The 24,127-nt window shown below is 56.0% G+C and carries 18 protein-coding genes, 3 pseudogenes and 1 riboswitch; of the genes and pseudogenes, 7 read left to right on the forward strand and 14 right to left on the reverse strand.

Annotated elements, in window-relative coordinates; all coding sequences use genetic code 11:
- Positions 1-26: 26 nt before the first annotated feature.
- From C1713_RS02110 to C1713_RS02125, 3 genes are all read right to left on the reverse strand, one after another.
- A complete protein-coding gene (locus C1713_RS02110; protein WP_245870917.1) occupies positions 27-1,286 on the reverse strand; it encodes an IS3 family transposase in 1,260 nt (419 codons plus the stop codon).
- A 148-nt stretch (positions 1,287-1,434) separates the two neighbouring features.
- Positions 1,435-3,672 (reverse strand): N-6 DNA methylase, encoded by a 2,238-nt coding sequence (locus C1713_RS02120; protein ID WP_170950748.1) that lies wholly within the window; start codon positions 3,670-3,672, stop codon positions 1,435-1,437.
- Positions 3,673-3,677: 5 nt separating this feature from the next.
- Entirely contained in the window at positions 3,678-4,034 is a 357-nt protein-coding gene (locus C1713_RS02125) for a type I restriction enzyme HsdR N-terminal domain-containing protein (RefSeq protein ID WP_102492878.1), read from the reverse strand.
- A gap of 235 nt (positions 4,035-4,269) precedes the next feature.
- Between C1713_RS02125 and C1713_RS12040 the strand changes: the two genes are divergently transcribed.
- The gene (locus tag C1713_RS12040) at positions 4,270-4,629 is read left to right on the forward strand and encodes a hypothetical protein (protein WP_170950749.1); all 360 of its coding nucleotides are present in this window, start codon (positions 4,270-4,272) and stop codon (positions 4,627-4,629) included.
- A 294-nt stretch (positions 4,630-4,923) separates the two neighbouring features.
- Here C1713_RS12040 and C1713_RS02130 read toward each other — a convergent pair whose 3' ends face one another.
- Both C1713_RS02130 and C1713_RS02135 read right to left on the reverse strand, forming a co-directional pair.
- Entirely contained in the window at positions 4,924-5,619 is a 696-nt protein-coding gene (locus tag C1713_RS02130; protein WP_050341995.1) for a hypothetical protein, read from the reverse strand.
- Between the two features lie 39 nt (positions 5,620-5,658).
- Positions 5,659-6,003: a single-stranded DNA-binding protein gene (locus tag C1713_RS02135; protein WP_102492879.1), complete on the reverse strand. Its 345-nt coding sequence runs from the start codon at positions 6,001-6,003 to the stop codon at positions 5,659-5,661.
- 372 nt (positions 6,004-6,375) lie between these two features.
- Between C1713_RS02135 and C1713_RS02145 the strand changes: the two genes are divergently transcribed.
- Positions 6,376-7,284: a hypothetical protein gene (locus tag C1713_RS02145; protein ID WP_245870918.1), complete on the forward strand. Its 909-nt coding sequence runs from the start codon at positions 6,376-6,378 to the stop codon at positions 7,282-7,284.
- Between the two features lie 154 nt (positions 7,285-7,438).
- Here C1713_RS02145 and C1713_RS02150 read toward each other — a convergent pair whose 3' ends face one another.
- From C1713_RS02150 to C1713_RS02180, 7 genes and pseudogenes are all read right to left on the reverse strand, one after another.
- Positions 7,439-7,843, reverse strand: coding sequence for a hypothetical protein (locus C1713_RS02150; RefSeq protein WP_138774470.1), 405 nt, complete (start codon positions 7,841-7,843; stop codon positions 7,439-7,441).
- 487 nt (positions 7,844-8,330) lie between these two features.
- Positions 8,331-9,566, reverse strand: coding sequence for a PLP-dependent aminotransferase family protein (locus tag C1713_RS02155; RefSeq protein ID WP_102492881.1), 1,236 nt, complete (start codon positions 9,564-9,566; stop codon positions 8,331-8,333).
- 194 nt (positions 9,567-9,760) lie between these two features.
- Positions 9,761-10,264, reverse strand: a complete 504-nt coding sequence (locus tag C1713_RS02160) for a hypothetical protein (RefSeq protein WP_102492882.1) — start codon at positions 10,262-10,264, stop codon at positions 9,761-9,763.
- 24 nt (positions 10,265-10,288) lie between these two features.
- Positions 10,289-11,863 carry an AAA family ATPase gene (locus C1713_RS02165; RefSeq protein ID WP_061945690.1) on the reverse strand — a complete coding sequence of 525 codons (1,575 nt, stop codon included), beginning with the start codon at positions 11,861-11,863 and terminating at the stop codon, positions 10,289-10,291.
- Entirely contained in the window at positions 11,860-12,435 is a 576-nt protein-coding gene (locus tag C1713_RS02170) for a hypothetical protein (protein WP_245870919.1), read from the reverse strand. Before C1713_RS02170 ends, C1713_RS02165 begins: the two co-directional genes overlap by 4 nt.
- A gap of 55 nt (positions 12,436-12,490) precedes the next feature.
- A pseudogene (locus C1713_RS12305) lies at positions 12,491-12,613 on the reverse strand (secretion protein HlyD); the annotation flags it as partial.
- A 61-nt stretch (positions 12,614-12,674) separates the two neighbouring features.
- Positions 12,675-14,390 carry a Z-ring associated ZapG family protein gene (locus C1713_RS02180; protein WP_102492883.1) on the reverse strand — a complete coding sequence of 572 codons (1,716 nt, stop codon included), beginning with the start codon at positions 14,388-14,390 and terminating at the stop codon, positions 12,675-12,677.
- Between the two features lie 218 nt (positions 14,391-14,608).
- Positions 14,609-14,780: riboswitch (cobalamin riboswitch) on the forward strand.
- A 138-nt stretch (positions 14,781-14,918) separates the two neighbouring features.
- Between C1713_RS02180 and C1713_RS02185 the strand changes: the two genes are divergently transcribed.
- Positions 14,919-17,105, forward strand: a complete 2,187-nt coding sequence (locus C1713_RS02185; protein ID WP_102492884.1) for a TonB-dependent receptor — start codon at positions 14,919-14,921, stop codon at positions 17,103-17,105.
- Positions 17,106-17,212: 107 nt separating this feature from the next.
- Here C1713_RS02185 and C1713_RS02190 read toward each other — a convergent pair whose 3' ends face one another.
- Together C1713_RS02190 and C1713_RS02195 are read right to left on the reverse strand one after the other, a co-directional pair.
- Positions 17,213-18,472, reverse strand: a complete 1,260-nt coding sequence (locus C1713_RS02190) for an SLC13 family permease (protein ID WP_102492885.1) — start codon at positions 18,470-18,472, stop codon at positions 17,213-17,215.
- Between the two features lie 136 nt (positions 18,473-18,608).
- A complete protein-coding gene (locus C1713_RS02195) occupies positions 18,609-18,857 on the reverse strand; it encodes a DUF1653 domain-containing protein (protein WP_006690657.1) in 249 nt (82 codons plus the stop codon).
- Between the two features lie 255 nt (positions 18,858-19,112).
- Here C1713_RS02195 and C1713_RS02200 point away from each other — a divergent pair, with 255 nt between their 5' ends.
- From C1713_RS02200 to C1713_RS02215, 4 genes and pseudogenes are all read left to right on the forward strand, one after another.
- Positions 19,113-20,075 (forward strand): D-2-hydroxyacid dehydrogenase, encoded by a 963-nt coding sequence (locus C1713_RS02200; RefSeq protein ID WP_102492886.1) that lies wholly within the window; start codon positions 19,113-19,115, stop codon positions 20,073-20,075.
- A 407-nt stretch (positions 20,076-20,482) separates the two neighbouring features.
- Positions 20,483-21,265: pseudogene (locus C1713_RS02205) on the forward strand (glycerate kinase type-2 family protein); the annotation flags it as partial.
- A pseudogene (locus C1713_RS02210) lies at positions 21,265-21,789 on the forward strand (hypothetical protein); the annotation flags it as partial. The pseudogenes C1713_RS02205 and C1713_RS02210, both read left to right, overlap by 1 nt.
- Before the next feature lie 161 nt (positions 21,790-21,950).
- Positions 21,951-24,110, forward strand: a complete 2,160-nt coding sequence (locus C1713_RS02215) for a GGDEF domain-containing phosphodiesterase (protein WP_102492887.1) — start codon at positions 21,951-21,953, stop codon at positions 24,108-24,110.
- The last annotated feature ends 17 nt before the right edge of the window (positions 24,111-24,127 follow it).

The following is a 24,127-nucleotide window of genomic DNA, read 5'->3' on the forward strand; positions in this document are numbered from 1 at the left end:
GATACACAGAATGCGGATAGCAATCTTCAAACATCACCTGCGGTGGTCTGGGCAGCATATTCTTGCTTGGGCGAAAACCGTTCCCGATACTGCTTTGGCGTGAGGTACCCAAGTGTGTACGCCGGTCGTTCTTCGTTAAAGAAACGGATGTAATCCGATACCTGTTTCGGGACGTTCTCCGATGAGGTAATATGGAAATCCGTAAATAGTTCGGCCTTGATCCAGCCATTGATGGATTCCATAGCGGCATTATCGGTTGGTGTGCCGGCTCTGGACATTGACCTTGTAATGTTGTACATGGGCAAGAGTTCGTTATAGCTCTTGGATGCATAGACAGAACCTTGATCGCTGTGCAGGATAAGTTTGTATTCTGGATACTGCTTCTTGAACGCAAGCACATCCTGTAAGCCGGCAAGATAGGTCATGCGGTCTCCACGTCTCGATGAAAGCGCGTGAGCGATGAGTTCGTCATTCCACAGATCCATGTATAGTGTGAGCTTGTAGTATGTGCCCTTCACATAAAAGACGGTCATATCGCTCACAATACACTCCATAGGGCCTTGGATGTCGATTCCTGCGAGCAGCAGATTCGGATAGATTCTAAACGGATCCCCGGGCTTCTTGTATTTGTAGTGTTTGGAAACACTCTTGATTCCTGCCATCTTGCAACATTTATGGGCATAGGGATCGGAAAAGATGATTCCCTTATCCAGTCTGATTTTGGCGTTCAGCCAACGGTACCCGTGAGAGGGAAAACGTATATGGTATTCCTGAAACAACAGGATACTCTGTACAAGCCGCTTCTTCTGCTTAGACGGATGTTCCACACTCTTTTTCCAGTGGTAGAAGCTGCTGCGCGGGATGCCGATTCTTTCGCAGAGCAGCTGAACGGGAAATTGACCGGAAAGCTCCATCACTACTTGGTACTCTTCCTGCCGATAGGAATGAACTTCTTGTGCGCACCAACTCCTTCCACCAGATAGCCTTTTTTTTAAGCGTGCCTCCGTAATTTTTGCCATCACGAGGGCATCGATCAGTTCTTCTTTTGTCATGGATTGGAGTTCTTCCAGCCCCGTTGGAGCCGGCGCAGATCTTGTTTTGGCAAGGCCACAGATATGTTGCGCGCCCTTTCGCGGCGGAAGATGGTTGACATCGTGGTACAGCCGCATGTAATTGCGTGCGGTCTGCTCGCTGATCTTGTATTCATCGGCTGCTTCATACCTTGTGAGCTCGCCGTCATAAATACGACGTCCTATGTCAAGCCGTTCCTCCTTGGTGTACTTCATGTGATAACCCCCTGTCTACATTGGGAGAGACGTTGTGCACTGCTTGTTATCCTGTGCACAGGATACTCCAAGCAGTGTCCATTTTCTACCCCCTCTGTGTCCAGTTTTAGTTTACCACTTCAGAATGATAATGATTTGGTAGAGTGTATCAAAAAACGTTAAATATACTGTTTTGTATGAGATGGTCTGCCAAAGATAAATTTTCCATAGCGTGGATCAACCTGTTTCCGGCGGCAATTTCCTGTGTGGCAGATCCCCAATCCTCCGGTATCGGAATTAGCATTTCTTGTATGTGACGAGGCTGTAAATGTTGTTGCACAGAGCCGTATTCATCAAGCAGCATCAGCGAGCGTGCCGTCGATGAAGAAAAGTATGTTAATAAATAGGCGCGCAGCGTTTTGTCCTGCACTCGGATTCGAATTAAGTCGTCACTGACCAAATAGGCCATGGCTAAGTTCTTTGTGGCATAGGTGACTTTTCCGATTGTGCCTGAGCGCGTGATTAAAATATCCCCCTCCTTAATTTTGAGTAATGATCTGCACTCACGTTGCTGTCTTGTTGCCTTGGAAAAATCAAGCCATTTTACAGTAAAGCGACGTAATTCCAAGGCACCATTTGCCGTCAAATATGGAGTGAGTTCTGCTGTATTCGTAGGATTATCCACCTTTATTGTTGCAGAATTCCATCGCGGACCCATAAAAATTTTCATACCGGCTTCTAGTTGTCCGATCGTTGTTACAGACCAGCCGGGTTTTTCATTATACTCCAACACATGATCGATTGCCCTGTTTAGGCGGGGAGAATAATGTTGGGGATTGAGGTTGAGGTGATCCTTAAGATCATTCCTGTGAATAGAGAAAATATACTCAGAAGGGTGTATCGCCGTATTATCTTGAAGGAATGAAGAATATGCCTCGGCAATTTCATCCAGATCTTGACTGAGAATACCTGTGCTGTTCCCGTTGTTGTCAACCACGTAAACGGCGTTTCCCTTTGAGTCTTGTCCAATTCTTTGTGATTGTGCCATAAATATTCTATAATTATTTATTCCTTTGTGCCCCTTCGAATATTTTTCCAGTATCAGTACGCAAGTCCTTACACCGGTATCCGGTTGAAAGGTATCCTTATGCAGGGTGATAATGGCTTTGATATTGCAGTTGTCCAGCAGCCATGAACGATATGCTTCACAGGTAATGTTGTCCAATACTCCTTTTGGTAGAACGATACCCAACCGCCCTCCTGGCTTCAACCAGTCGATGCAACGCTCCAAAAAAAGAAGTTCCGGGGATTGACGTGATAGGAGGTCATTATCAGATTCGGAAAAAATATAGGAACCATCCTGTTGTTGTGTATATGTATGTCCAAACTTAAAATTTCTCAAAATATTTCGGTCGGATATTTGGGAATCTGCTTTCTGACCAGAAAATGGCGGGTTTGTCACGATGATAGACGGTGCATTTGTTGTATTTGCAAAACAGCGCGATTTAATCCAAGGATCCAGTCGGTCATATTGATCGATAGAGTTTCCCCTCGTCATTCCTGTTTGTCCATCACCGGTAAGGAGCATTGCGCATTTTGCGATTTTTACCAATCTGGCAGCAATCTCAACAAGGTAGATGCTGTCTTTAATCGTTGTTAATTGGCGGTCTCGTGCTGCTGACCCATGTTTTGTAGACATGATCACTTTGCGACGCAAATAACGGAACATAGCTGTGGCAAATCCCCCGCCCCCGCCGGCGGGGTCTAGTATTCGGTCGCCAATTTCGGGGGCTAACATTTTTACCATCATATTGACGACAAGCCTATTTGTAAAGAATTGACCTTGTTGTCGCTTGAGGTTGATGTGGGTAAATTGCTCGTATGTTTCTCCCATGAGATCCCAGTCATCTGCGTCATCATTACATGCAGCAAGATTCCACTTTTGTAATATCCCGACAGCTTCCGCAATACAGTCATTGCCAACGGATATTTTTTCATGGGCATCAAAAATATCCGGATATTGATCTGCATACTCTCTAAAGAGGGTTTGTATCGTGGAAGCTACTGCGGCTCTTCCTTCTACGGTTTTGAAGTCTTCGTCCGTGATCCAAAAACGTGGATATAGACCGGGACCGGTTTCGTCTTGGATTTTTGCAAGCAGGATTCGCACCATATCCATCGCTAGATCAAAATCTTCATTCTCCATCCCACGCCCATATAACTTGTTGTGACAAGTTGCTAGGAGAAAGCGTATGTTATGCGGGCGTTTAAGCTCTTCTTTTTTGGGGATGGCATCGTGTTCAGACTGCCATAATTCGTGATAGAGTGGAAGGGATTGAATTTCTTCTAGCCTTCCGATTTCTTTGGTTTTGCGATATATATTGATTTGATTGCCGTTTGTCCACACTGCACCTATGGCAGATGTGTTAAATACATAGGAAACAAGCTGATTGTAACCCCATCTGTTACATTGGGTTTCTTGCATTCTACAACAAATAGAATATTTCCTTGATCGCCATCTAGTGCGGCTCGTTTATTGTGGTAAACAACAATGTCTGCGCGAATGTCAGCACCGGTTTCGTCCTGTAAAATCTTTGATCCGCTTTGAATGCTAACTTCTCTGCGGATGATTTCTTTCGGATAAAGATAGTCTTCGTGCAGAGTGCGGATAAAAGTCTGGCGCACAATTTCCTCTGGTGTAGTTTTTAAGATAGTTCCCGTGAGATAGTCAGAAATCGTATCGCCATAATACATGTTTTCAGTAGCCATAGGAATCCTCTCATGCAAAATAGAATTGTCTTTATATTATATAGAATATCATAGATTCCAAAGAAATTAAATAAATTCCATCAGCATACTGCAGAAGAATTTCGTCACGATGAGATCCCTTCGGGGCGTCTTTTTCTGTGTGAAATTTAGGAAGCACTGATAAAGACAGTCGTGCCGTCCTGACGAACTACACCTTATCGGCATTCCTTTCCGCATAAAAAACGCCCGCCCACGAATGTTTGCACGTTCGTGGGCGGGCGTTTTCGGCTGCTCCGGCAGAGGCAGGGGGCTCCCCATTGTGCCGCACTCCCGCAGGAGGCGGCGAAAGCGTACATATATTCAGGGGGCGAAAGCGTGTTTTGGTGTTGGGGAAAGTGCGTGCGGACGGGGCATTGATGCGGCGTGTGTCTGCGGCAGGGTGCTGTACGGCGCAGTCTGCATCCGTACACTGTGCGTTCAGGGACGCCGTTGGGTGTTTCGGCCATTGCGTTTTACACGGCGAAGTGTGGTGGCGGTCTCTCCCGCCAGCCCCGCGTTCATCCGCCCTGCGGCATGGTCCGCCGATGCCAAGGCGCGGCGCGGGGGTGGTATTTGAATTCTCCTCACAGGGAGTGTCTATACCATGTTTTGAGCTCTGTGTGCGGATACACACAGAGGGGGGTGTGCAGCCTCTTTGTTCATCTGCACCTGAACCGGGAGTGGAATCCCTGCCCCTGCCGGAGCAGCCGTTATTTTGGTGCATCTTTTCCGTTTTCGCCCCTACCACCGCTTACGCGGTCCCCCTCCCCCGCTCTCGCAGGGGAGGCTGAAATGGCGGGATATTCGCTTCCTCCGTCGCTGCGGGGGAAGTGGCGCGCGCAGCGAGCCGAAAGGGGCGCCCTTGTTTTCGCTACTTCCCTTCCAGTGCCTCGATGATCTCCGTGAGGGAGGTGCCATCGCAGCCGAAGATGCGTTCAATGAGGCGGCGTTCGGCGCTGTCTTCGCCGAGGGGAGGCATCGTGATCGGGAGCTGCAGCGTGTAGTCAACCTGCACATTGAGGAGCGCCTCGTCAAGCGCACGGGACGTATCCGCTGCCGTTTTTGAAAGTGCCTCCTGCATGCGGCGCACGGCATTCCGATCGTAGTCGATCGTCTTTACTACCTCGATGTCGTAGCAGTAGGGGGTCTGGTTGCCGTCCTTGTTAAAGACGTAGCCCTTCCCGGCGCCGCGTTTCATCCTGCTCGTGGAACGCTGCTCGGATAGGTGCGCGAGCGTCTTGAGGAAGCGGCGGCGTGCCTTGTTCTCCTCGGCGGCGGTGTCGAAGTTCAGCGTCATTGTCGTCTTTGCCTGTGTAATGGCGCGCCCGAGCCGTTCCTTTTCCTCCATGAGGGCGTGCCATGCGCGCAGCACAGTCATGGGATTGTACGCCATGTAGAACTTCTCGCTGCAGTCCACGTCCTCGTCCGCCTGCTCGGGGACGACCTTGCTGCGGAGATGCTTCTCCGTCACCGTCATGACGTTGTCCGTATCGTCCAGATATGAGGCAGCCTCCTCCAGCAGGCGGCTGAGGATCTTCTGCATCTGGAATGCTTCCTTGAGATTCATGTGTTCCTCCGTTTTCTCTCTTATTCCGTGCGTGTTCCTTTACACGCGCACGTACTGCATGATGTTTGAGCTGTCCTTGCCGAGTGCTTTGGCCGCGGTGACCTTGCCGCCGTCGACCATGTCGTAGAACGCTCTGCCGAGGGTCAGTTTGGTTCCGCGCGGCATTGTCCAGTCTGTGCCGAAGAGGGTCTTTAGGCTGAACTTTGTCCCCGGCGTCAGTGCCTCGACACGGCGCAATGTGTCGGCGTATGTCGCCGCAAACGCATCCTCCGTGCCGAGGAGCAGCGCGCGGATGTGCGCGAGGACAGGAATGCCCTGCCTCTCCGCGGCCTCTGCAATATGGGCGTACTCATCGTCGTTCAGTAAGAGCTGGATATTTTTCATGATAACGCTCCTCACATATTCTTGCTTGATGAAATGAATTTATGGAAGCACTGATAAATTCGGTACAACCATCTTGACGCATCTTTTTTGCCCGCACTTCGGCGGAAAATCCTCCACAGAGCACCACTCTGCGTCCGGTTTTCCACCTCGTTCGGACGAAAAAATCTACGCCAATCTGGCAGACCTCATTTTATCAGTGATTCCTTAGTTGTCTGTGAGCATATTTAGATTATATATACTCTGATTGATAATGTCAACCAGAAAAAGAAAAATATTTTTCAGAACTTGAAAGAAAAGTAATATTGTTTTATTCTTGTCAAAGCAATATTCTTTTGATGAGAGAGAAAGGTGAGGGGCTTGTATCAAAGAGCATTGGGCGAAAATATGTTCCACGACTTTCAAAAGGGTGGCCCGCTCCACGACCTGCTCGCGTACGTGCAGAATGATGACACCCTTGATTTGGAATTTCGCGGGGAGTACGCGGCGAATATTTACTATCGCGGCGGCAGCCTCTTCCGCATTGACCGCAGCGCGACTGGCTATACGCTCACGTTTGATACGAAGTATGATGAGGGGATGGCGGCAAATCCTTCGATCTGCGTGGCAGTCGGACTTATCCCGCTGTATAAGCATGCGATAGATGTCTGGTTCGCGAAGAATCGGAAGTATGAGCGGGAGTTCCAGCAGGTCGTCGTACGGGAGAATAATCGGCATGGCGCGATCTCGCACGCGACGGATTATTATATCGCTGATGTGGAGTATGTCTATCGCGATACAGAGGGGACGAATGCGCGGTTTGATATGGTCGCTGTGAAATGGCCGTCGACCGCGTCTGCCCGAAAGGACGAGGGAGCACCGACGCTCGCTGTGATCGAGATGAAGTATGGAGATGACGCGCTGGATGGTTCGGCGGGGCTGGTCGCTCATCTGAATGATGTTCAGGCATTTGTCGACGGCGCAGCGATGCATCAGTTCTGTGCGGATATGGCGAAGGTGTTCCGGCAGAAATGCGAGCTTGGACTGATTTCGGATATGGCGGAGAAAAAGCATCATATCACGATATCCGAAGAGAACATCGAGCTGATCTTTCTCATCGCGAACCATGATCCGGACAAGACAAGGCTAAGAGCAGCGGTTGAGCAAATGGCAAATCTTGTTGCACATCAGCCGTATCCGTTCGCCATCAAATTCGCGGCCTCATCCATGATGGGGTATGCACTCTATGCCGATCCGATGAAGACCCTTGGGGAGATGCAGGAGATGCTCGAAAAAAAGGCATAGCACATACGAAAACGCGCCCCTCCGCGCATGGCGGAGAGGCGCTCTTTTGTCTGTGTGTGTAGAGGCTTAGGAAGAAGCACTGATAAATTCGACATGACCATCTTGGCATACCGTATGTTTCAGTGATTCCTATCTGCAGCGTTTGCGTATATCACTATTCACTGGCACGAACTTTAATTGAGGTTATCATACCGTTCTTTACCGTAAACCACATTGTCACAGACTCGTTTACATTATATGCATATATCGTTTTGTCGAAACGTTTCCGATACTCCTCATTATCTTTTTCAGAAAGCTTCGGGGCCTTATGTCTTTCCGTAGATACACCATCTGCTGTGCCGTATATTTCGGATAATACAGTTTCTGACATTCCGACACTCACACCATCTGCTGTACTAAAGTCGCCTCTCCCATCTACGGTAATTGAGGTTACGATATAATTATCATCCAAATCCCATGCGGTCAATTGAATACTTGCTCCCTTGTAGGAAAGGTCTATTCTATGGTCTGATTGTGACGTATGATACGGCTTTCCAAAAGCAGCAAGCAGTTTTTTCATAGAATCCCCTACACAGATACCATTGATTGACGTCTGCTCCTTGTATATAGAACAACTTATCGGAATAGCTCCGAGATTCCTTGTGTATTCCACGGGACGTTGAGCAACACATATAGGACTAATAAATAAGCAGAAAAAGAACACAATGCCTATCTTTTTGAAATATTGTCTTCCGAACATCATCTCATTCCTCCATATTAAGGAAGCACTGATAAATTCAGCACCGTCATCTTAGCGCATTCTTTTGCCCTGTCTGTGCCCTCGATCCTCCGCATAGACTCTGCTATGCGTCCGGTTTGCCTCATTGACAGGAAAAAATCTGCACCAATCCACGGGCCTGTTTATCAGCCCTTCCCTAACAATCGGCATTCCATTTCGGTAAAGGGGCGCTGCACCATGATGTTGCCTCTCTCGTCGTGCTGCTGTTTCCCTCTATTGTAATATTTCGGAGGCCAATCGTGCAACAAAAGAATTTATCAATATTTCCTTAGCTCTCAGAATCCCCCATCCACTCGTCGTCGAAGAGGGGGGCATCCTTGACGAGGGCAACGATTTCCTTGCGCGTTGCCTCGATCTGTTCGGGTGTGAGGACGGTCGAGAGCGGCTTTGCGAGCAGGGAGCCGATGTAGGCGATGTCCTCCTCGCGCATTCCTCGGGTCGTCGGGTTCGAGGTCGAGAGGCGCAGGGCGTGGAGGAAGAGTCCCGGATCCATCGTGGGCATGGTGTCGAGTTTGACGCGGATGCCCATCTGTCCGATGACCTTGACCGCCGTGCCGATGTCAACGCCCGCCGCCGTGGAGGCGAGGACGAGGTGTGTGTCCGTGCCGCCGCAGAGGACGGACGCGCCGTGGTCGGCGAGGGTGCGCGCGAGCACCTGTGCGTTCTGCACGACCTGTTCGGCGTAGTTGCGGTAGCGCTCGCTGGCTGCCTCGCGCAGGACGACGCCGAGTGCGGCGAGGTGGTTCATGTGGAGTGCCTCATGCCCCGTGTTGATGACGGCGGCATCCATGCGCGAGGCGAGCTCCGCCTTCGTGAGGACGACGGCGCCGTCGGGCCCGCGCAGGGAGTCGCGCGTGGAGAACGTGACGACATCGGCGAGGGGGACGGGCGAGGGGATGAGTTTGGATGCGACGAGGCCGACGCTCTGGCTGATGTCGACCCAGAGGTAGGCGTCCACGGTCTGTGCGATCTCATAGAGGATCTGGTAGTCGATCGTGCGCGGGAAGCTGACCGGGGAAAAGATGATGAGCCGCGGCTTTACGCGCTCTGCCTGCGCGCGCACTGCTCCCCAGTCGATTTCCTGCGTGCCGGGCTCGATGCCGTAGTTCTCAAAGCAGTAGGAGAGTCCCGCGACGTGATCCTTTTTGCGCAGGTTGAGGGAGAGTACCATGTCGCCCTCTGCGAGGAGCGCCTGAAAGACGACGCGTGAGGCGGCGACGATGTTGCCGAGGCGGACGATGGCGTGGTCGCTGTGAAAGAGCTGCTTTGCACGGTCGCGCACGATGGCCTCGAGGTGGAGGCCGCCGGTCGGGGTCTCGTCGCTGCGGTCAAAGAAGCTGTTCGTGAGGATACTGCCCTCAAGATACTTTGCGAACGGCGACATGGCGTTCATGTTCGGCATCAGCGAGAGTGTGTAGCGCTGGCGCTGGCGTTCTTCCTGCAGGAGGTTGTAGATCTCGGGGTCGAAGGCTTCGAGATGATGGACGACTTCTTCGCGTTTCATGGGCAATTCTCCTTAAAAATCGACAAAGAAAGGATACTGTTGACGTTTTCCATGCCCACAGTATACCACAATATTTCCGTTTGGTCACCCACTTTTGACGTTTCTGAATATTGCTATCAGGGAGAGAGGGGGCTGCTATGCGCCCCTTCACTGTGCATAGCGCGCCCGATGGCGGAGCAGCACCCCGCCGCTCCTCAGTGCGGATGGACGACGGAGACGGCGCCATTGCTGCTGATGGCGCGGTATGTGCCGTCGCTGTAGACCTCGACGAACTCGTAGCCGCCGTGTGCGGCGAGCGAACGTGCGCCCTCCATGCCCTCGGGGAGGGGCTCGCCGCGCTTATAGTGCATGATGATGCCCCCGGTGATGTTGATGGTGTGCACCTCGTAGGGTGCGCCGAGAAAGCACTGCGCGACGATGCCGATGGGGATGGATGCGATGCTGACGATGTCGGGAAACTCCGCGCGGATGGCGTCGACGATGGCGTCGCGCTCTGCCGCGCTCATGGTCGCGCCGCCCGCATCGAGCTTGTGGATGGCGTCGATGTACGCCTTGGAGCGCGGCTCTTTGAGACGGCGCGCGAGCTGCACGGCGTTTTCCTGCGCCTCTCTCTGCGTCTCTCGGGGGGCGGCGGTCAGGCTCAGGCGGCTTTCCTGCGTCTGTTCCGTCTGATTTCGGTGGAGTAGTGGTCGCGGCATGTTCGTTCCTTTCTGTCGGGGGAGTTACACCAGTACCTTGCGCGTGCGCATCTCGGCGGATTTTTTGAGCTCGGTCTCGCTGCCGATGGGGCGTCCGCTCGCGGGGACGGCACGCTCGCGTCCCCAGTCGCGGATGGCGGCGATTTTTTCCGGCGCGGTCGCGGAGAGCGGGACGACGTTTTCAAAGGCGCTGCGCAGGTTCTCTGCGCTCAGGCTGAACGCGGGGTTCGCGATGGCGCGGTAGGCGAGGTCGCGGACGGTGGACTCGAGATCCGCGCCCGTAAAGCCGTCGGTCATTGCGACGAGGGTGTCGGCGAATGCGCCCGCGAAGTCGAGCCCCAGATACTTTCGCATGTAGAGGTGCAGGATGTCGCGGCGCTCGTCGGCGGTCGGCAGGTCGATGAAGAAGAGCTCGTCGAACCGCCCGCGCCGCAGGAGCTCCGAGGGGAGCATGGAGACGTCGTTCGCCGTCGCGACGACGAAGACCGGCTTGCGGCACTCCTGCAGCCAGAAGAGGAACTGCCCGACCATGCGCGTGGAAACGCCGCCGTCGTTCGAGCTGCCCGCGCCCGAGAGTCCCTTTTCGATCTCGTCGATCCAGAGGATGCACGGCGCGACGTTCTCCGCCGTCTGAAGTGCGCTCTGCAGCTGCTGCTCGGTCTGCCCGACGTAGCTGCCTTGTACGGTCGCAAAGTCGAGGCGGTAGAGCGGGAGCTTCCAGCTGGCGGAGATCGCCTTGGCCGAGAGGGACTTGCCGCAGCCGGGCACGCCGACGAGCAGGATGCCGCGCGGGGACTTGAGTCCCTTTTCCCGCAGCAGGCTGCGTTTCTCCGCGGTAAAGAGGAGGCGTTTCTCGTCGAGCCAGTTCCGCAGTCCCGTGAGCCCGCCCACGTCGCGGACGCTCTCGTCGACGGTGATCTTCTCCAGTCCCGAGATGTCGGAAAAGAGGCGATCCTTCGCCGTGCGCACCTCGTCCATGTCCTCCCGCCGGATGGATTTTTTCGCGATGAGCGCCGCCATGACGTTCTCTGCCTCGATGGCGGTGACGCCGCAGAGGATGGAGGCCGCCTCGCGGATGTCGGCGTCCGTCCACTCGATCGTGATCTCGCCGCGGTAGTCGTCGATGTAGCCGCGCACGATCTGCTCCATCTCGTCCTCGTCGGGCAGCGGGAGCTCGAGACGCAGCCCGAGGCGCTGGAGGCGGTTCCAGATGGGGGAGGTGGTGAGCACGATGATCTGCCCGCCCGTCTCGTTCGCGAGGGTCACGAGGTCGAGGAGCTGCCGCGCGTCGTTCGTGTCGGTCGAGAGGTCGGGCGTCTCGGTCAGGACGAGGGTCGTGTTCGCGCGGTGCTTCATCTGCTCGCCGATGAAGTCGAGCGCGCCATAGACGGACTTGTCGTCGCTGAGCACCTTGTCCGTGGCGAGGTCGTAGACGCCCTTGGACAGGGTATGGATGCAAAAGGGTAGGGAGAGCTCCTCTGCGACCTCTTTGAGCAGTGTCAGCGCGCGGGCGCGCTCGACGGTGTGGAGCGTGATAAAGGGGATCCGTGCGATGCCGTAGCGCGCGAGCAGCTCCTTGCACGTCTGTCGTGCGGTCATGAGAACGCCTCCGTTTCCAGTACGTTTACCCTGTGGCTGCGCACGAGCGCGCTCATGCGCCCCGTGCGGTCTGTCTTTGCGGAGGCCTCAAGGGACTCCTGCGTGCGGTCGGCCGCCGTCTGTACGGCAGCGATGGTCTCTTTGCGCGTCGCGGCGGGGAGGGCGGGGAGATCGGCCGCCGCATAGAGCGTGCGAAATCTGCGCCGCTGGGCGAGGAGTGCCGCGATGGTATCCTGCTCGGCGGATGCGCGCGCGAGGTCGCGCGAAAATGTGTCGCCGTCCTTCTGGATGCGCGTGTTCAGGGCATCGAGCAGCCGCTGGGTGAACCGCTCGGCGACTCCCGACTGCCACACGAGCGTCCCCGCGCGCATGGCGTGCACTGCCTCCTCGTCCGCCGTCCCCGCAGCGAATGTCGTTAGGAGCGCCGCCCACTGGGCGTAGGTGCGCGGCGGGGCGATCATGCGCGTCTCCTGCGCACGGGCGCGGTCGGCGGCTTGTGCGGCGGGGGTTGCTGCGCCGTGCGCTGCCGCATCGCTTGTGGGGATCGCAGCAAACGGATGTTGCTCGTTCATCGTAGGCCTCCTATATCTATATCCTCGGCGAGACACCTGCGGGCGCTGATCTATAGGGAAGCACTGATAAATTCGGCACAACCATCTTGACGCATCTTTTTCGCCCGCTTTTCGTTAGCAAATCCTCCACATAGCTCTTGCTATGCGTCCGGTTTGCTGCCTCAATCGGACAAAAAATCTACACCAATCTGGCAGACCTCATTTTATCAGTGATTCCCTAGCCCGTTCATTGTTGCCTCCTATATCTGCATCCTGCGGCCGCCCTCGCGGACGGTGCGGAAGGCGGAAACGTCCAGTGCCGTGAGGTAATCCAGCGTCTTTTGGCTCTCGGCGTCGAGCGCGCGGTATGCCTCGCGGTAGTCCACGACCTCGGCGAGGAGGCCGCGCACGATCTCCGCCCCTGTTTTGCCCTGCTCGGCAAAGTGCTCCTGCAGCTCCTCGCGCTGCGTTTCGAGGGCGCGCTTTGCGCTGCGGTAGTTCAGGTAGATGAGCACGCCGATGACCGCGCCGATGACGAGCCCGACCGCACCGCCGAGATAGAACCCGAGGACGATGGGGACGATGCCCGCCCACTTGCAGAGCTCCTGCTTCCCGGTCAGACGCAGCTTTGCCAGCTCGCGGTCGCGCATGGCGTCGTTCCACGCGGCGAACTGCCGCAGGAGCTCCTCCTCGTTCTCGCCGTTTTCCGTCTCCCCCTCGAACTCTCCGATGCGCAGCGCAATGCTGTGCGGCACGGCGGCGCGGTTCTCCGCGATGTGGTCGCGATAGGCGGAGAGCATCCAGTCCTTGGATATGGCGAGCGCCATCTTCTGCGTCGCGACGCTCGCCTGCGCCTCCTTCGGGTTCATGGCGGCGTCGGTCAGGAGCTGCATAAAGTCGCGCCGCTCCTCGAACGCCTCCTGTTTGAGCTGCATTTCCTTCTTTGCGCGCGTCTCGTCGCCGCCCTCATCCGCGACGAGCTGCTCGAACGTCACCGCTTCGCGCAGGGGCTGCTCCGCCGCGTCGAAATCCGTCACGAGGCTCGTGAGGACGCGGTCGAGCTCCTGCACCAGCGTGCGCATGGGCGGGTTCTGCATGACGATTTGCTGGACGTGCGCGTAAAATTTGCCGTGCAGCTCCGCGCCGGCGAGTGTGGACTTCAGATCGGCGACGGTCGGGCTGTGCTCCTCGAGATAGGGATAGTGGAACGCGGCGGGCGTCTCGGGCTGCATGAGGGAGAGTGCTTCCTTCCAGCGGCCCTCCTGCGCCTCGACAAAGCCCGGCTGCTCGGAGAGGCGGGCGAGCCATGCGTCGAGCTGCTGCGCAATCAGCCCCTCCGTGTCCACGCCTAGGAGCCCGCTCGCATACGCATCGACGATGAGGATCGCCTTGCGGTCGAGTGCCGTCTCATCCTGACGCATGAGATAGTGCTGCGCCCAGTGCAGGGCAGGGGCACCGCGTCCCGCACGGCGGCAGACGAGGGCAAAGAAGAGCGCCGTCTTCTCCTCGTCACGGCGCAGTGCCTCGCGGAGCGCACGCACGGCGATCTCCTCGTGGTCGCTGATCCAGGCGGAGAGGGCGACAAGCGCGGGCGCGAGCCAGTACTCGGGTGCGCGCAGCATCAGCTCCTCGCCTGCCGCGCGCACCGTCTCCTGCCGCACGATGGCGAGATCGTTCGCCTGCAGGATGCCTTTCGTCGTGCGGCGGATCTCGGCGTAGTGCCCGTACTTTTGCTCGAGCTCCTGCCGCAGCTTGACGAGACGAGTCTCCGCGAGCTGGGCGCGCGCGGTGAGGCGGTGCGCCTGCACGAAGGCGTGGAAATCCGCCGTCAGCGCATCGAAATCCTGCTGCAGCGCGTCGACATTCTTGCCGACGGTGATGACGTTGGAATTGGTTGTGTCGATGTACTCACCGAGCTCCCGCAGACAGTTCCATATCCCGGAAAGATCCGCCTGCGCAATAATGCGGTCAGCCATGCAGTACCCTCCTGTTCAGCGATGCATCATATAATTTGATTCTCATTATATCATATTGCGAAAAGCGTGAAAAGCCTGTGTATGTGCGAATGAATCCGCAGCAGATCGAACGCTGAACCGTGCACCTGACGAGGCTGGACGGGATCGCGGCGTACGCGAATGAAATCTGTGAAAAATAATTGACACTGCGATATGCCTACGGTATACTACGATAGCAAATATAAATAAGCAGGTTCGGTGCCCCTCGGGGCGTAACAGGGAAATTGGTGCAATGCCGATGCGGTCCCGCCGCCGTAATGCTGAGAATGCCCTATGATGTCACTGGGAAACCGGGAAGGCAGGGCAACGATGAAGCAGAGCCGGAAGACCTACCGAATCTCGTACGCCGGTGCGCCCTTGGTGCGCGCCACTGCATCCTGCGATGGACAGGACGGCAGGCTTTTTTCGTGTGAAAATGCAGCCGTCCCTGCCGGGACGGTTTTTTGCGGGCGTACAGCGGATGTATGTGTATGGTATGGAGGAACAGCAATGACAAAACGGAATTTGGCACTTGCGGTCGCATTGGCGACACTGAGCGCAGCATGGACGGTGCCGGCAGCGGCGCAGGAGGGCGCGGCGGACGTGCACGCATCACCAGATGAACATACCCTTGGCGAAACCGTTGTGACGGCGACTCGTATCGCAGAGTCACGCATGAAAATCCCTGCTAACGTGACGGTCATCACCGCGAAGGATCTTGAAAAAAGGCATGCGTTTAGTCTGCGCGATGCCCTGACACGTGAGGCGGGCATTTACGTTGCACCAACAGCCGAAGTCAAGGATGGTGTCATGCTACGCGGATTTTCGGGCGCAGATATCCTCGTCATGTATAATGGGCAGATGCTGAACACTGCCTTTGACGGAGGTGTCAATTGGGACTCCATCCCACTGACCAATATTGATCGCATTGAGATCGTGCGTGGCGCCGGATCGTCGCTCTATGGTGGACATGCCGTCGCGGGCATCATCAATATCATCACGAAGAAGCCGACTGCATCAGAGGCGACAAAACCTCAGATCCATGGACAGGTCGATCTTCAGAGAGGCAGCAACAATACATGGCAGCGCGGACTTCAGGTCACAGGTGGTGATAAGAATATTTCCTTCCGCGTCGGCTATGAGAAGCGTACGTCGGACGGGTGGGTCGGTCATGCCGTAACGGCGGAGGAAGACAGTGGAAGTTATACGCCCGATGCGACCGGTTCCTTCAGGAGGCTGTCTGATGGCGACTATATTATAGGCAGCCGTGGGGCAAAGAAGAAGGACAGTGAGAATACCTTCGTCGATCTGAACTATGCGTTTGACAAGAACCGCTCACTTGGCTACACCTATCTGCATGCCTCGTATCAGTACTCCTATCATGATCCCATCACCTATTTCAGGGATGCCGCCGGGCTCCCTGTTTTCTCAGGCACTGTCCTTCTGCCAAACGGAAACTATATCAGTGCTTCGCCCGATGATTTTCTTGGCTACTATGGCCAGCGGGAGCAGGATATTCACAAACTGCGCTATGAGGATACAAAGAACGGTTTCAAGGCAGGAATTGGCTACAGCAATACTTGGAAGGATGGATACTCCAGTGCTGATGGAGCAACGGATATTGACTGGACGGGTGCCGGCGACCGTGCGGAGTATCCGGCCAAGAACTATAATGCGGATCTGCAGAAAAAGTGGACGCTTGGCAACAATACACTGCTTGCCGGATTCTCGTGGATGAAGGATAAAATGCGCTATCGCAGATTCGATCTCCTCCATTGGAAGGATTGGGGCTCGACCTATGGCGCACCGTATCAGCAGAGCGGCGGTTCTGTGATGTCGTCGGCACTCTTTTTGCAGGATGAGCTGGCACTGGATGCACGCTGGAAACTTCAGCTCGGTATACGCTATGACCGCTTCGACAAGAAGGACGGGTACTCCTACATTGGAGCCGCACGCAGGGACTACGAGGACACATCGTTCCATGCGTGGAGTCCGAAGTTTGCCGTTAGCTATGAGCCGCAAAAGGATACAATGCTCTATGTAAGCTATGGAAAATCCTTTAATCCCCCGTCGATCTATCGGCTCTATCGCCGTGCGGGAAACAGTGCGAGCTCTATCCAGGCGAACCCGGATCTGACCCCGGAGATCTCCCGTACACTTGAGCTGGGAGTCAAGCAGAAGATCGGTAGGAATACCTCCTATGGACTGACGCTGTTCCGCGTGGACACGGAGGACAAGATTGCGATTGCAAAGAGGAATAACGTGCGTGCCTACTATAATCTGAACGAAGCGATGGTCAAGGGGGCGGAGTTTGAACTGAAACACCGTTTTCATCGTGACTGGCGTGCGTATTTTAACTATACCTTTGAGTCCGGTGAGTATACGAGTGGCGGCAAGACCGAGCGTGACTGGGATCTGCCAAAACACATGATGCGGTTTGGTATCGAATATAATCGTAATAAATTTAACGGCGTACTCGATGCCCAGTACATTGCCGCGCGTCAGGGCGCGGACAGCGTTACGGGAGAGTATGGCTCGGAAGACAGTTACTTCGTGACCAATTTGTATCTCAATTACAAGCTCAATGAGAACGTTAAAATGCAGTTCGGCATTGAGAACCTCTTTAACCGCAAATACTATGCAGGTGAAGCGGCAAACGAGAGAACCTACACCTTTGGTACAACATATTCGTTCTAGATTTTTAAGGAATTGCGCCTGTTGAAGGATGAATAGAGGAACATAGAAAAAGCTGCTGCACGAGGAGATACTTCGTGCGGCAGCTTTTTCTATGCAATTTTGGCGTGTCAGAACGGCCAGACGAGGGGGATGATGAGGACGCAGACGATGAGGGAGAGGAGGACGAGCGGAAGGCCGATTTTGACGTAGTCCATGAAGCGGAACTGTCCCGCGGCAAGGACGAGCGTGTTCGGCGGGGTCGCGACCGGTGTGGTGAACGCGCAGGAGGCGGCGATGCCGATGGCCATAACGATCGGGTACGGCTCCGCGCCGATGGTCTGCGCGATGGAGATGGCGATGGGGGCGAGGAGTGCCGCCGCCGCCGTGTTGGACATGAACTGGGTCAGCCCGCACGAGAGGATGAACATCGCCGTGATGATGAGCATCGGCGAGGGGGCATCGCCCATGAGCCCGACGACAACATTCGCGATGAGCTGCCCCGCGCCGCTGCTCTCCATGGCATTGGCGAGCGGGAGCATCCCCGCAAAGAGGAAGATCGTTGTCCAGTCGATGCCGCGATACGCCTGCTTTTCTGTCAGGCAGCCCGTCAGGACACAGGCGAGTGCGCCGATGATGGCGATGGTCTCCATGTCGACGCCGATGCTCTTTTCGAGCACCATGGCGAGGACGACGGCGATGAGGATGACGGCGCAGATGACCATTTTGCGCGGATCGCTTTTCTCCGCCTCCGACTCCTCGGAGACACTCTCCAGTGCGAGGTGACGCGGACAGAGATGGCGGCCGATCGTGAGCATGTAGATCATGCCCGTGAGGGAGAGCGGGATGCCGATCCATGCGAATTCAAAGAAGCCAAAGGGGCGCAGATGCGCCGTCTCAAGGGTCGCACTCATGAGGATGTTCGGCGGCGTGCCGATCATCGTGATCGTGCCGCCGACGTTCGCGGCGATGGCGAGCGCCATAAGCTGCGGCGAGACGGGGATCTGTGCCGTGCGGCAGATCTGGATGACGACGGGCATCAGACACGCGACGGTCGCCGTGTTCGAGGAGACCGACGAGAGGATGATTGTGATGAGCATGAGGGCGGCCATCAGCGCGCGCTCGTTTGTGCCTGAGCGCCTGACGACGGCGATGCCGATCTGCTGTGCGAGTCCCGTCTGGAACATCGCTGCGCCGATGATGAACATGCCCGCAAAGAGGACGACGGTGGGGTTCGACAGCCCGGCAAAGACTTGTGTCGGCGTCAGCACACCGAGGAGCCCGAGGACGATTGCCGCACTCATCGCTGTGACGGCGAGCGGAATGACCTCGGTCGCAAAGAGCACCGCCGCAGCGGCGAGGACGATGAGCGTCAGTGTTGCCTGATCCATAGATTTTTCTCCATTCTCAATCAGTTCAGTTCTTCCTTGGCATGATTCCTGTCATGCTCGTATCTGTATGATTTGGTGTAATTCGCGATAAAGTGGCGCATACCTGCTGTCGGACGCGGGTAAAATACACACGGCGTTATGTGTCGTGCGCCGTATTGATTCGCTCAAACCGATACCTCTGTGCGGCACCGGGGTATTTCATGCGGTCCACCTCGCTCAGGAACATCGCGAGCGGGCGCGCGTAGATGCCGTATGTCCCGTAGAGTGCCTGATAGATGACGAGCATTTCGCCCGTTTCCGTGTGCTCAGCCACAGTCTCAATGCGGTAGAGCTTCCCTTTGAAGTGGCGCCAGATCTCGCCGTGTTTTGGTGGTTCGCGCGTCATCGTTTCCTCCTGTTGTGAAATGCCGAGGCATGAACGTGTGGCCTATATCCTCCGAGATTCCCTGAGGAATTGCTGATAAAATGAAGTCTCTTGGATTGGTGCTGAACGCATCAGTGAATTCCTAAGTCGTCACGATGATAGACGGAAGGCGGACGATTGTCAATCAAATATTTTCTTCCCCATGAGAGAAAATTCGTGTAAAATAGAAAAAGCGATAAAAGGATTGATTCGGAGGACAGTCGAGGAGGAAATGTCATGAAGATTGTTGTGCTCGACGGATATGCAGAGAACCCGGGGGACATCAGCTGGGCGCCGCTGGAGGCGCTGGGGGCGGTGACGGTCTATGACCGCACGGCGCTCACGGAGTCGCCGCTGATCGCGGAGCGCATCGGCGATGCGGAGATCGCCGTGACGAACAAGACCCCGCTCACGCGCGCGGTCATCGACGCCTGCCCGAACCTCAAGGCGATTGCTGTACTCGCGACGGGCTACAATGTCGTGGACACGGCGTATGCACGACAGAAGAATATTCCTGTCATGAATGTGCCCGTCTATGGTACGGACAATGTGGCGCAGTATGCGATAGCGCTCCTCCTCGAGGCGTGCTCGCAGGTCGGACTTCACGATCACTCCGTGCATGCGGGCGACTGGACGCGGAGCATCGACTTCTGCTATTGGCAGCGTCCGCTGATCGAGGTCAGCGGCAAGACGGCGGGCATCGTTGGATTTGGGCGAATCGGTCAGGCGGTCGCACGCATCCTGCGCGCGATGAACGTCCACGTGCTCGCTTACAGCCGCACGGAGCGCGCGGAGGGACGAGCGCTCGCGGACTATGTGCCGCTCGATACGCTGCTGCGCGAAGCGGACTTTATCTTTCTCCATTGCCCGCTCACGCCGGAGACGGAGGCACTCATCAATGCGGCGAATATCGCGAAGATGAAGGACGGCGTCATTCTCGTCAACAACGGGCGCGGGCAGCTCATCGTCGAGGCGGATCTCGCAGCGGCGCTCGCGAGCGGCAAGGTCGCGTATGCTGCGCTCGATGTGGTATCGATCGAGCCGATCAAGGCGGACAACCCGCTCCTCCATGCGCCGAACTGCATCATCACGCCGCATATCTCGTGGGCAACGAAGGAGGCGCGTGAGCGCATCATGAAGACGACGGCGGATAATGTGAAGTCGTTTATCGAAGGGAAGCCCGAGAACGTCGTGAACTGAGGGATTCCAATATTATAAAAGCCTGTTTGGAGTTTGTGCTCCGAACAGGTTTTTCGATAATATGTTTGGCTTTTCGCGTGGGCGTCCACTATAATGGATGTGGAACGTCCCCGGACTTGTGGCGGCTTCTTTCCCCCGAAAGGGGGTGCGTGAGTATGACCGAATTTGACGCGATTGTATTGCTTGTCGTGGCAACCGGATATTTACTTGCAATAACCCAAAAGAAATAACCGCCCAGCTTTGACCGGTCGAGCGGTTATTCTCTATGAATATAACACTTGACTCTGGAAAGATGCCGCTAGGGACGTTCTTTCTATGTCCATTATAACAGGTGACATACAGATTGACAAGAGGCAGGGCGCCTCTTGAATCGTGTGTTATAATAGGAAGAAAGAAGAAAAGGAGCGATGATTATGAATCTGCGCAGCGATGCGGATGGCATCATACAGGAATCATTGGCGGCGATTTTGCCGGATGCGGCGGTGGAGAAGGCTCTGCGCGGGCATACGTTCGGCACGGGGCGCATTGTGTTGGTCGCGGTCGGCAAGGCGGCGTGGCAGATGGCGCATGCGGCATCGGATGAGCTTGGCAGTCGTATTGACTGCGGCATTGTCATTACAAAGTATGGACATATCAAGGGCGATATACCAAACATTGCCTGTCATGAGGCGGGACATCCCGTGCCGGATGCGAATTCGTTTGCGGCGACGCAGGAGGCGCTTGACCTGACCGAGGGGCTCACGGCGGAGGATACGGTGCTCTTCCTCCTCTCGGGTGGCGGGAGTGCGCTCTTTGAAAAGCCGCTGATCCCGGCGGAGGAGCTGAAGGATCTGACGGAGCAGCTGCTCGCCTCGGGCGCGGACATCGTGGCGGTGAATACGCTGCGCAAGCGGATGAGTGCTGTGAAGGGCGGGCGGTTTGCAGAGCACTGTGCGCCCGCACAGGTCTTTACGATTGTACTGAGCGACATTCTCGGCGATCCGCTCGATATGATCGCATCGGGCCCCGCATATCCCGATACATCGACGGCAGAGGATGCACACGCTGTCGTGAAGAAGTATGGCATCCGTCTATCTGACGCTGCAACAAAGCTGCTCGATACGCCGCTGCCGTCGGAGCTGCCGAATGTGACGACGCACATCACGGGCAGCGTGCGCGAGCTGTGCGCGGCGGCGGCCGAGGCGGCCGAGCCGCCAAGGCGGCGCAGAAGGCGGCGCGTGACGCGAAGAAAGCAGAGGAAAAACGCGAGAAGAAGGCGCGATACAAGACCCTTTTTGTAGACAACGGCTTTACCTACTATCTGGACTCCAAAAACTCACGTTGGGTACTGCGTCCGAACAGCGGCAGGGAGCGCATGATCGAGGCGTGGGTGCGTCTCGTGGAAAACACGACGGGCGGCCCCGTTGCCGAGGATGGCAAGGTGCGCCCGAACAAGTATTTTTTGGAGCACTACTACATCAGCCCCGAGCGGCGCGAGATCATGTTCATCTCAGAGCTCGAGGTGACGGGACGCCCCGAGAACGCTGTCAAGGAGCGCCCGTACGATGCTGCAAACTGGGAGCAGCTGGTGCCGGGCTCGATTGAGGACGATCTCTTTGACGCCATCGTCGCCAAGATGAAGCAGGCTCCAGGGGAACGCTCGGGCGTGCTCAGCGGCACGAGCGGCATGAGCCTGCGTGACATGCTCGAGGAATTCGCGCGTATCTCGCTCTGAGAAATCACAGATCAAACCATGGATCAGATTTTCCTGTTCGGCTGCGCGAATTACCGAGCATACCGTCGCAGCCGGGCAGCAGCTGCGGCCCGGAAAAGCGGGGAAAGATGCACTGTTGCAGCACTGCGGGGCGATCCCCTTAGGGGGTAGGTGAGGCGAATATGGGAACAACATTACTGGAAAACTATAGTAAAAAAGAGGTCTGTCCCGTGACCGGCCTTCTCAATATGATGCAGTTCATGCGGCATGCGTCGCTCCATTTGCAGGATCCGATGACGCGGCCGCTCACGTTCATTTATTTTGATATTGAAAATTTCAAGAGTTTTAACCAGCGCTACAGTTTTCAGCAGGGCAACCGTTTCCTGCGCTATATCGCGGATCTCCTGCGTGAGACGTTTCCGGGAGATCTGCTCTCACGGTTCAACGACGATCACTTCGTCGTGGCGACGCCGATCGAGCAGCCGGATCGACAGGTGCAGTTCATCCACGATCACGTCCGCATCTACGATACGCATCTTCCGCTCGAGCTAAAGGCGGGCATCTACCGCCCCGATGCAGATGTGACGGATGTCGCGCGCATCGTGGATCGCGCCAAGATCGCCTGCAACACCATCAAGAACACCTATGATCTCGTGTGGGCGGTGTTCGACCTCTCGATGGAGGAGGAGCTCAACTTCCGCAGCTACATCGTCCGCAATTTTTCCAAGGCAATTATGGGCGGGCACATCATGGCCTATTACCAGCCCGAGATCCGTACGATGACGCGTGAGATCTGCGGATTCGAGGCACTCGCGCGCTGGCATGATCCCGTCTATGGTGTCATCTCGCCGGGCGTGTTCGTCCCTGTGCTGGAGGACGCGCATCTCTCGCCGCAGCTTGACCTCTGCATCATCGATCAGGTCTGTGCATCCATCGTACAGATTCAGCGTGATATACCGGATTGGAGTCTTCTGCGTGTCTCGGTGAACCTCTCTCGGGCGGATTTTCGCCTGATGGATATGGTGCAGGCGGTCGAGGATGTCCGCCTGCGCCATGGCGTGGCACGGAAGATGCTCAACATCGAGGTCACGGAGGGCGTGCAGGGCGACGATGAGACGTTCCTGCAGGGCGAGATCGCGCGCTTCCGTGCGCTGGGCTACGAGGTCTGGATGGATGATTTCGGCAGCGGTTACTCCTCGCTGAACAACATCAAGGACTATATCTTTGACGTACTCAAAATCGACATGAACTTCCTGCGCTCGTTCGAGACGAACCCGAAGTCGGCGATTGTCATCCGCTCCATCGTCAACATGGCAAAGGAACTCGGGATGCACACGCTCGCCGAGGGCGTCGAGACCGAGGCGCAGTTCGAGTTTCTGCGGGAAATCGGCTGCGAAAAGGTGCAGGGATATCTTTTCAGCCCGCCGATTCCGTATGCAGAGGCGATTGCCTACTGCCATGGCCCCACGGCGCGGGTAAAGGTGGAGCCGTTCCGTCTCGGCAGCTACTACGCGCGCGTCGGCGCGATCAACGTGCTCTCGAACACGCCGCTCGAGCGGCGCGGCTCACCTGAGATCGGCGACTCGCTCGCGCTCGCCATTCTCGAGGACTGCGACGGCTCGTTCAAGTACCTCTATCAGAACCACATGTTCCGCCTGTTCATGAAGAGCATCGAGCTCGACGATGGGAGTGTCGACACACCGCACTACGAGCGCCGCCTCGAGCAGAACCGGCGCATGATCGCGCGCATGATCGAGGAGGCGGACCGCACAGAGCGCGAGGTCTATACGGATTTCGTCACGCGCAACTCCTTTAACAGTGTCCGCCTGCGGCTCATCGCACGCGACGCGGACGACACGCGCGCCGTCTTCCTTATGGCGACTGTGAATATCTCGCGCTTCAGTGCCGAGGCAGGCTCCACACAGGAGGCGATGAACCAGATCATCGAGCTCTACGACCGCGTCGATCTTCTCGACCTCAATCGGCGTCGGCTTACGCAGGTGTACTGCTCCGTCACCGAGCCGAGCTATCTCAACAAATTTGATCCATTTGAGGAGTTGCTCGACCGCTACGGCAAGGCGATGGTGCTCCCCGCCGAGCTGCCGCTCTATCAGCGCTTTTACAGCACAGCGCATCTGCAGAGCCTCCTCCTCCACGCGGATGCGGAGAGTACGATCCTCCTGCACAAGCGCCTGCCCGATGGCACGCGCGTCCTGCGGCTGCACCACCTCATCCCGTTCCACATGGAGAACCGTGACTACATCATCTCCTGCATCCAGCAGGTCGACGAGAACGTCATCAGTGCATCCCTTGCGTCGCTCGCGGCGCCTGAACTGCCGTAAGAAAATTTTGCGTATGC

The sequence above is a fragment of the Centipeda felix genome (assembly GCF_900186465.1).
GTDB lineage: Bacteria > Bacillota > Negativicutes > Selenomonadales > Selenomonadaceae > Centipeda > Centipeda felix.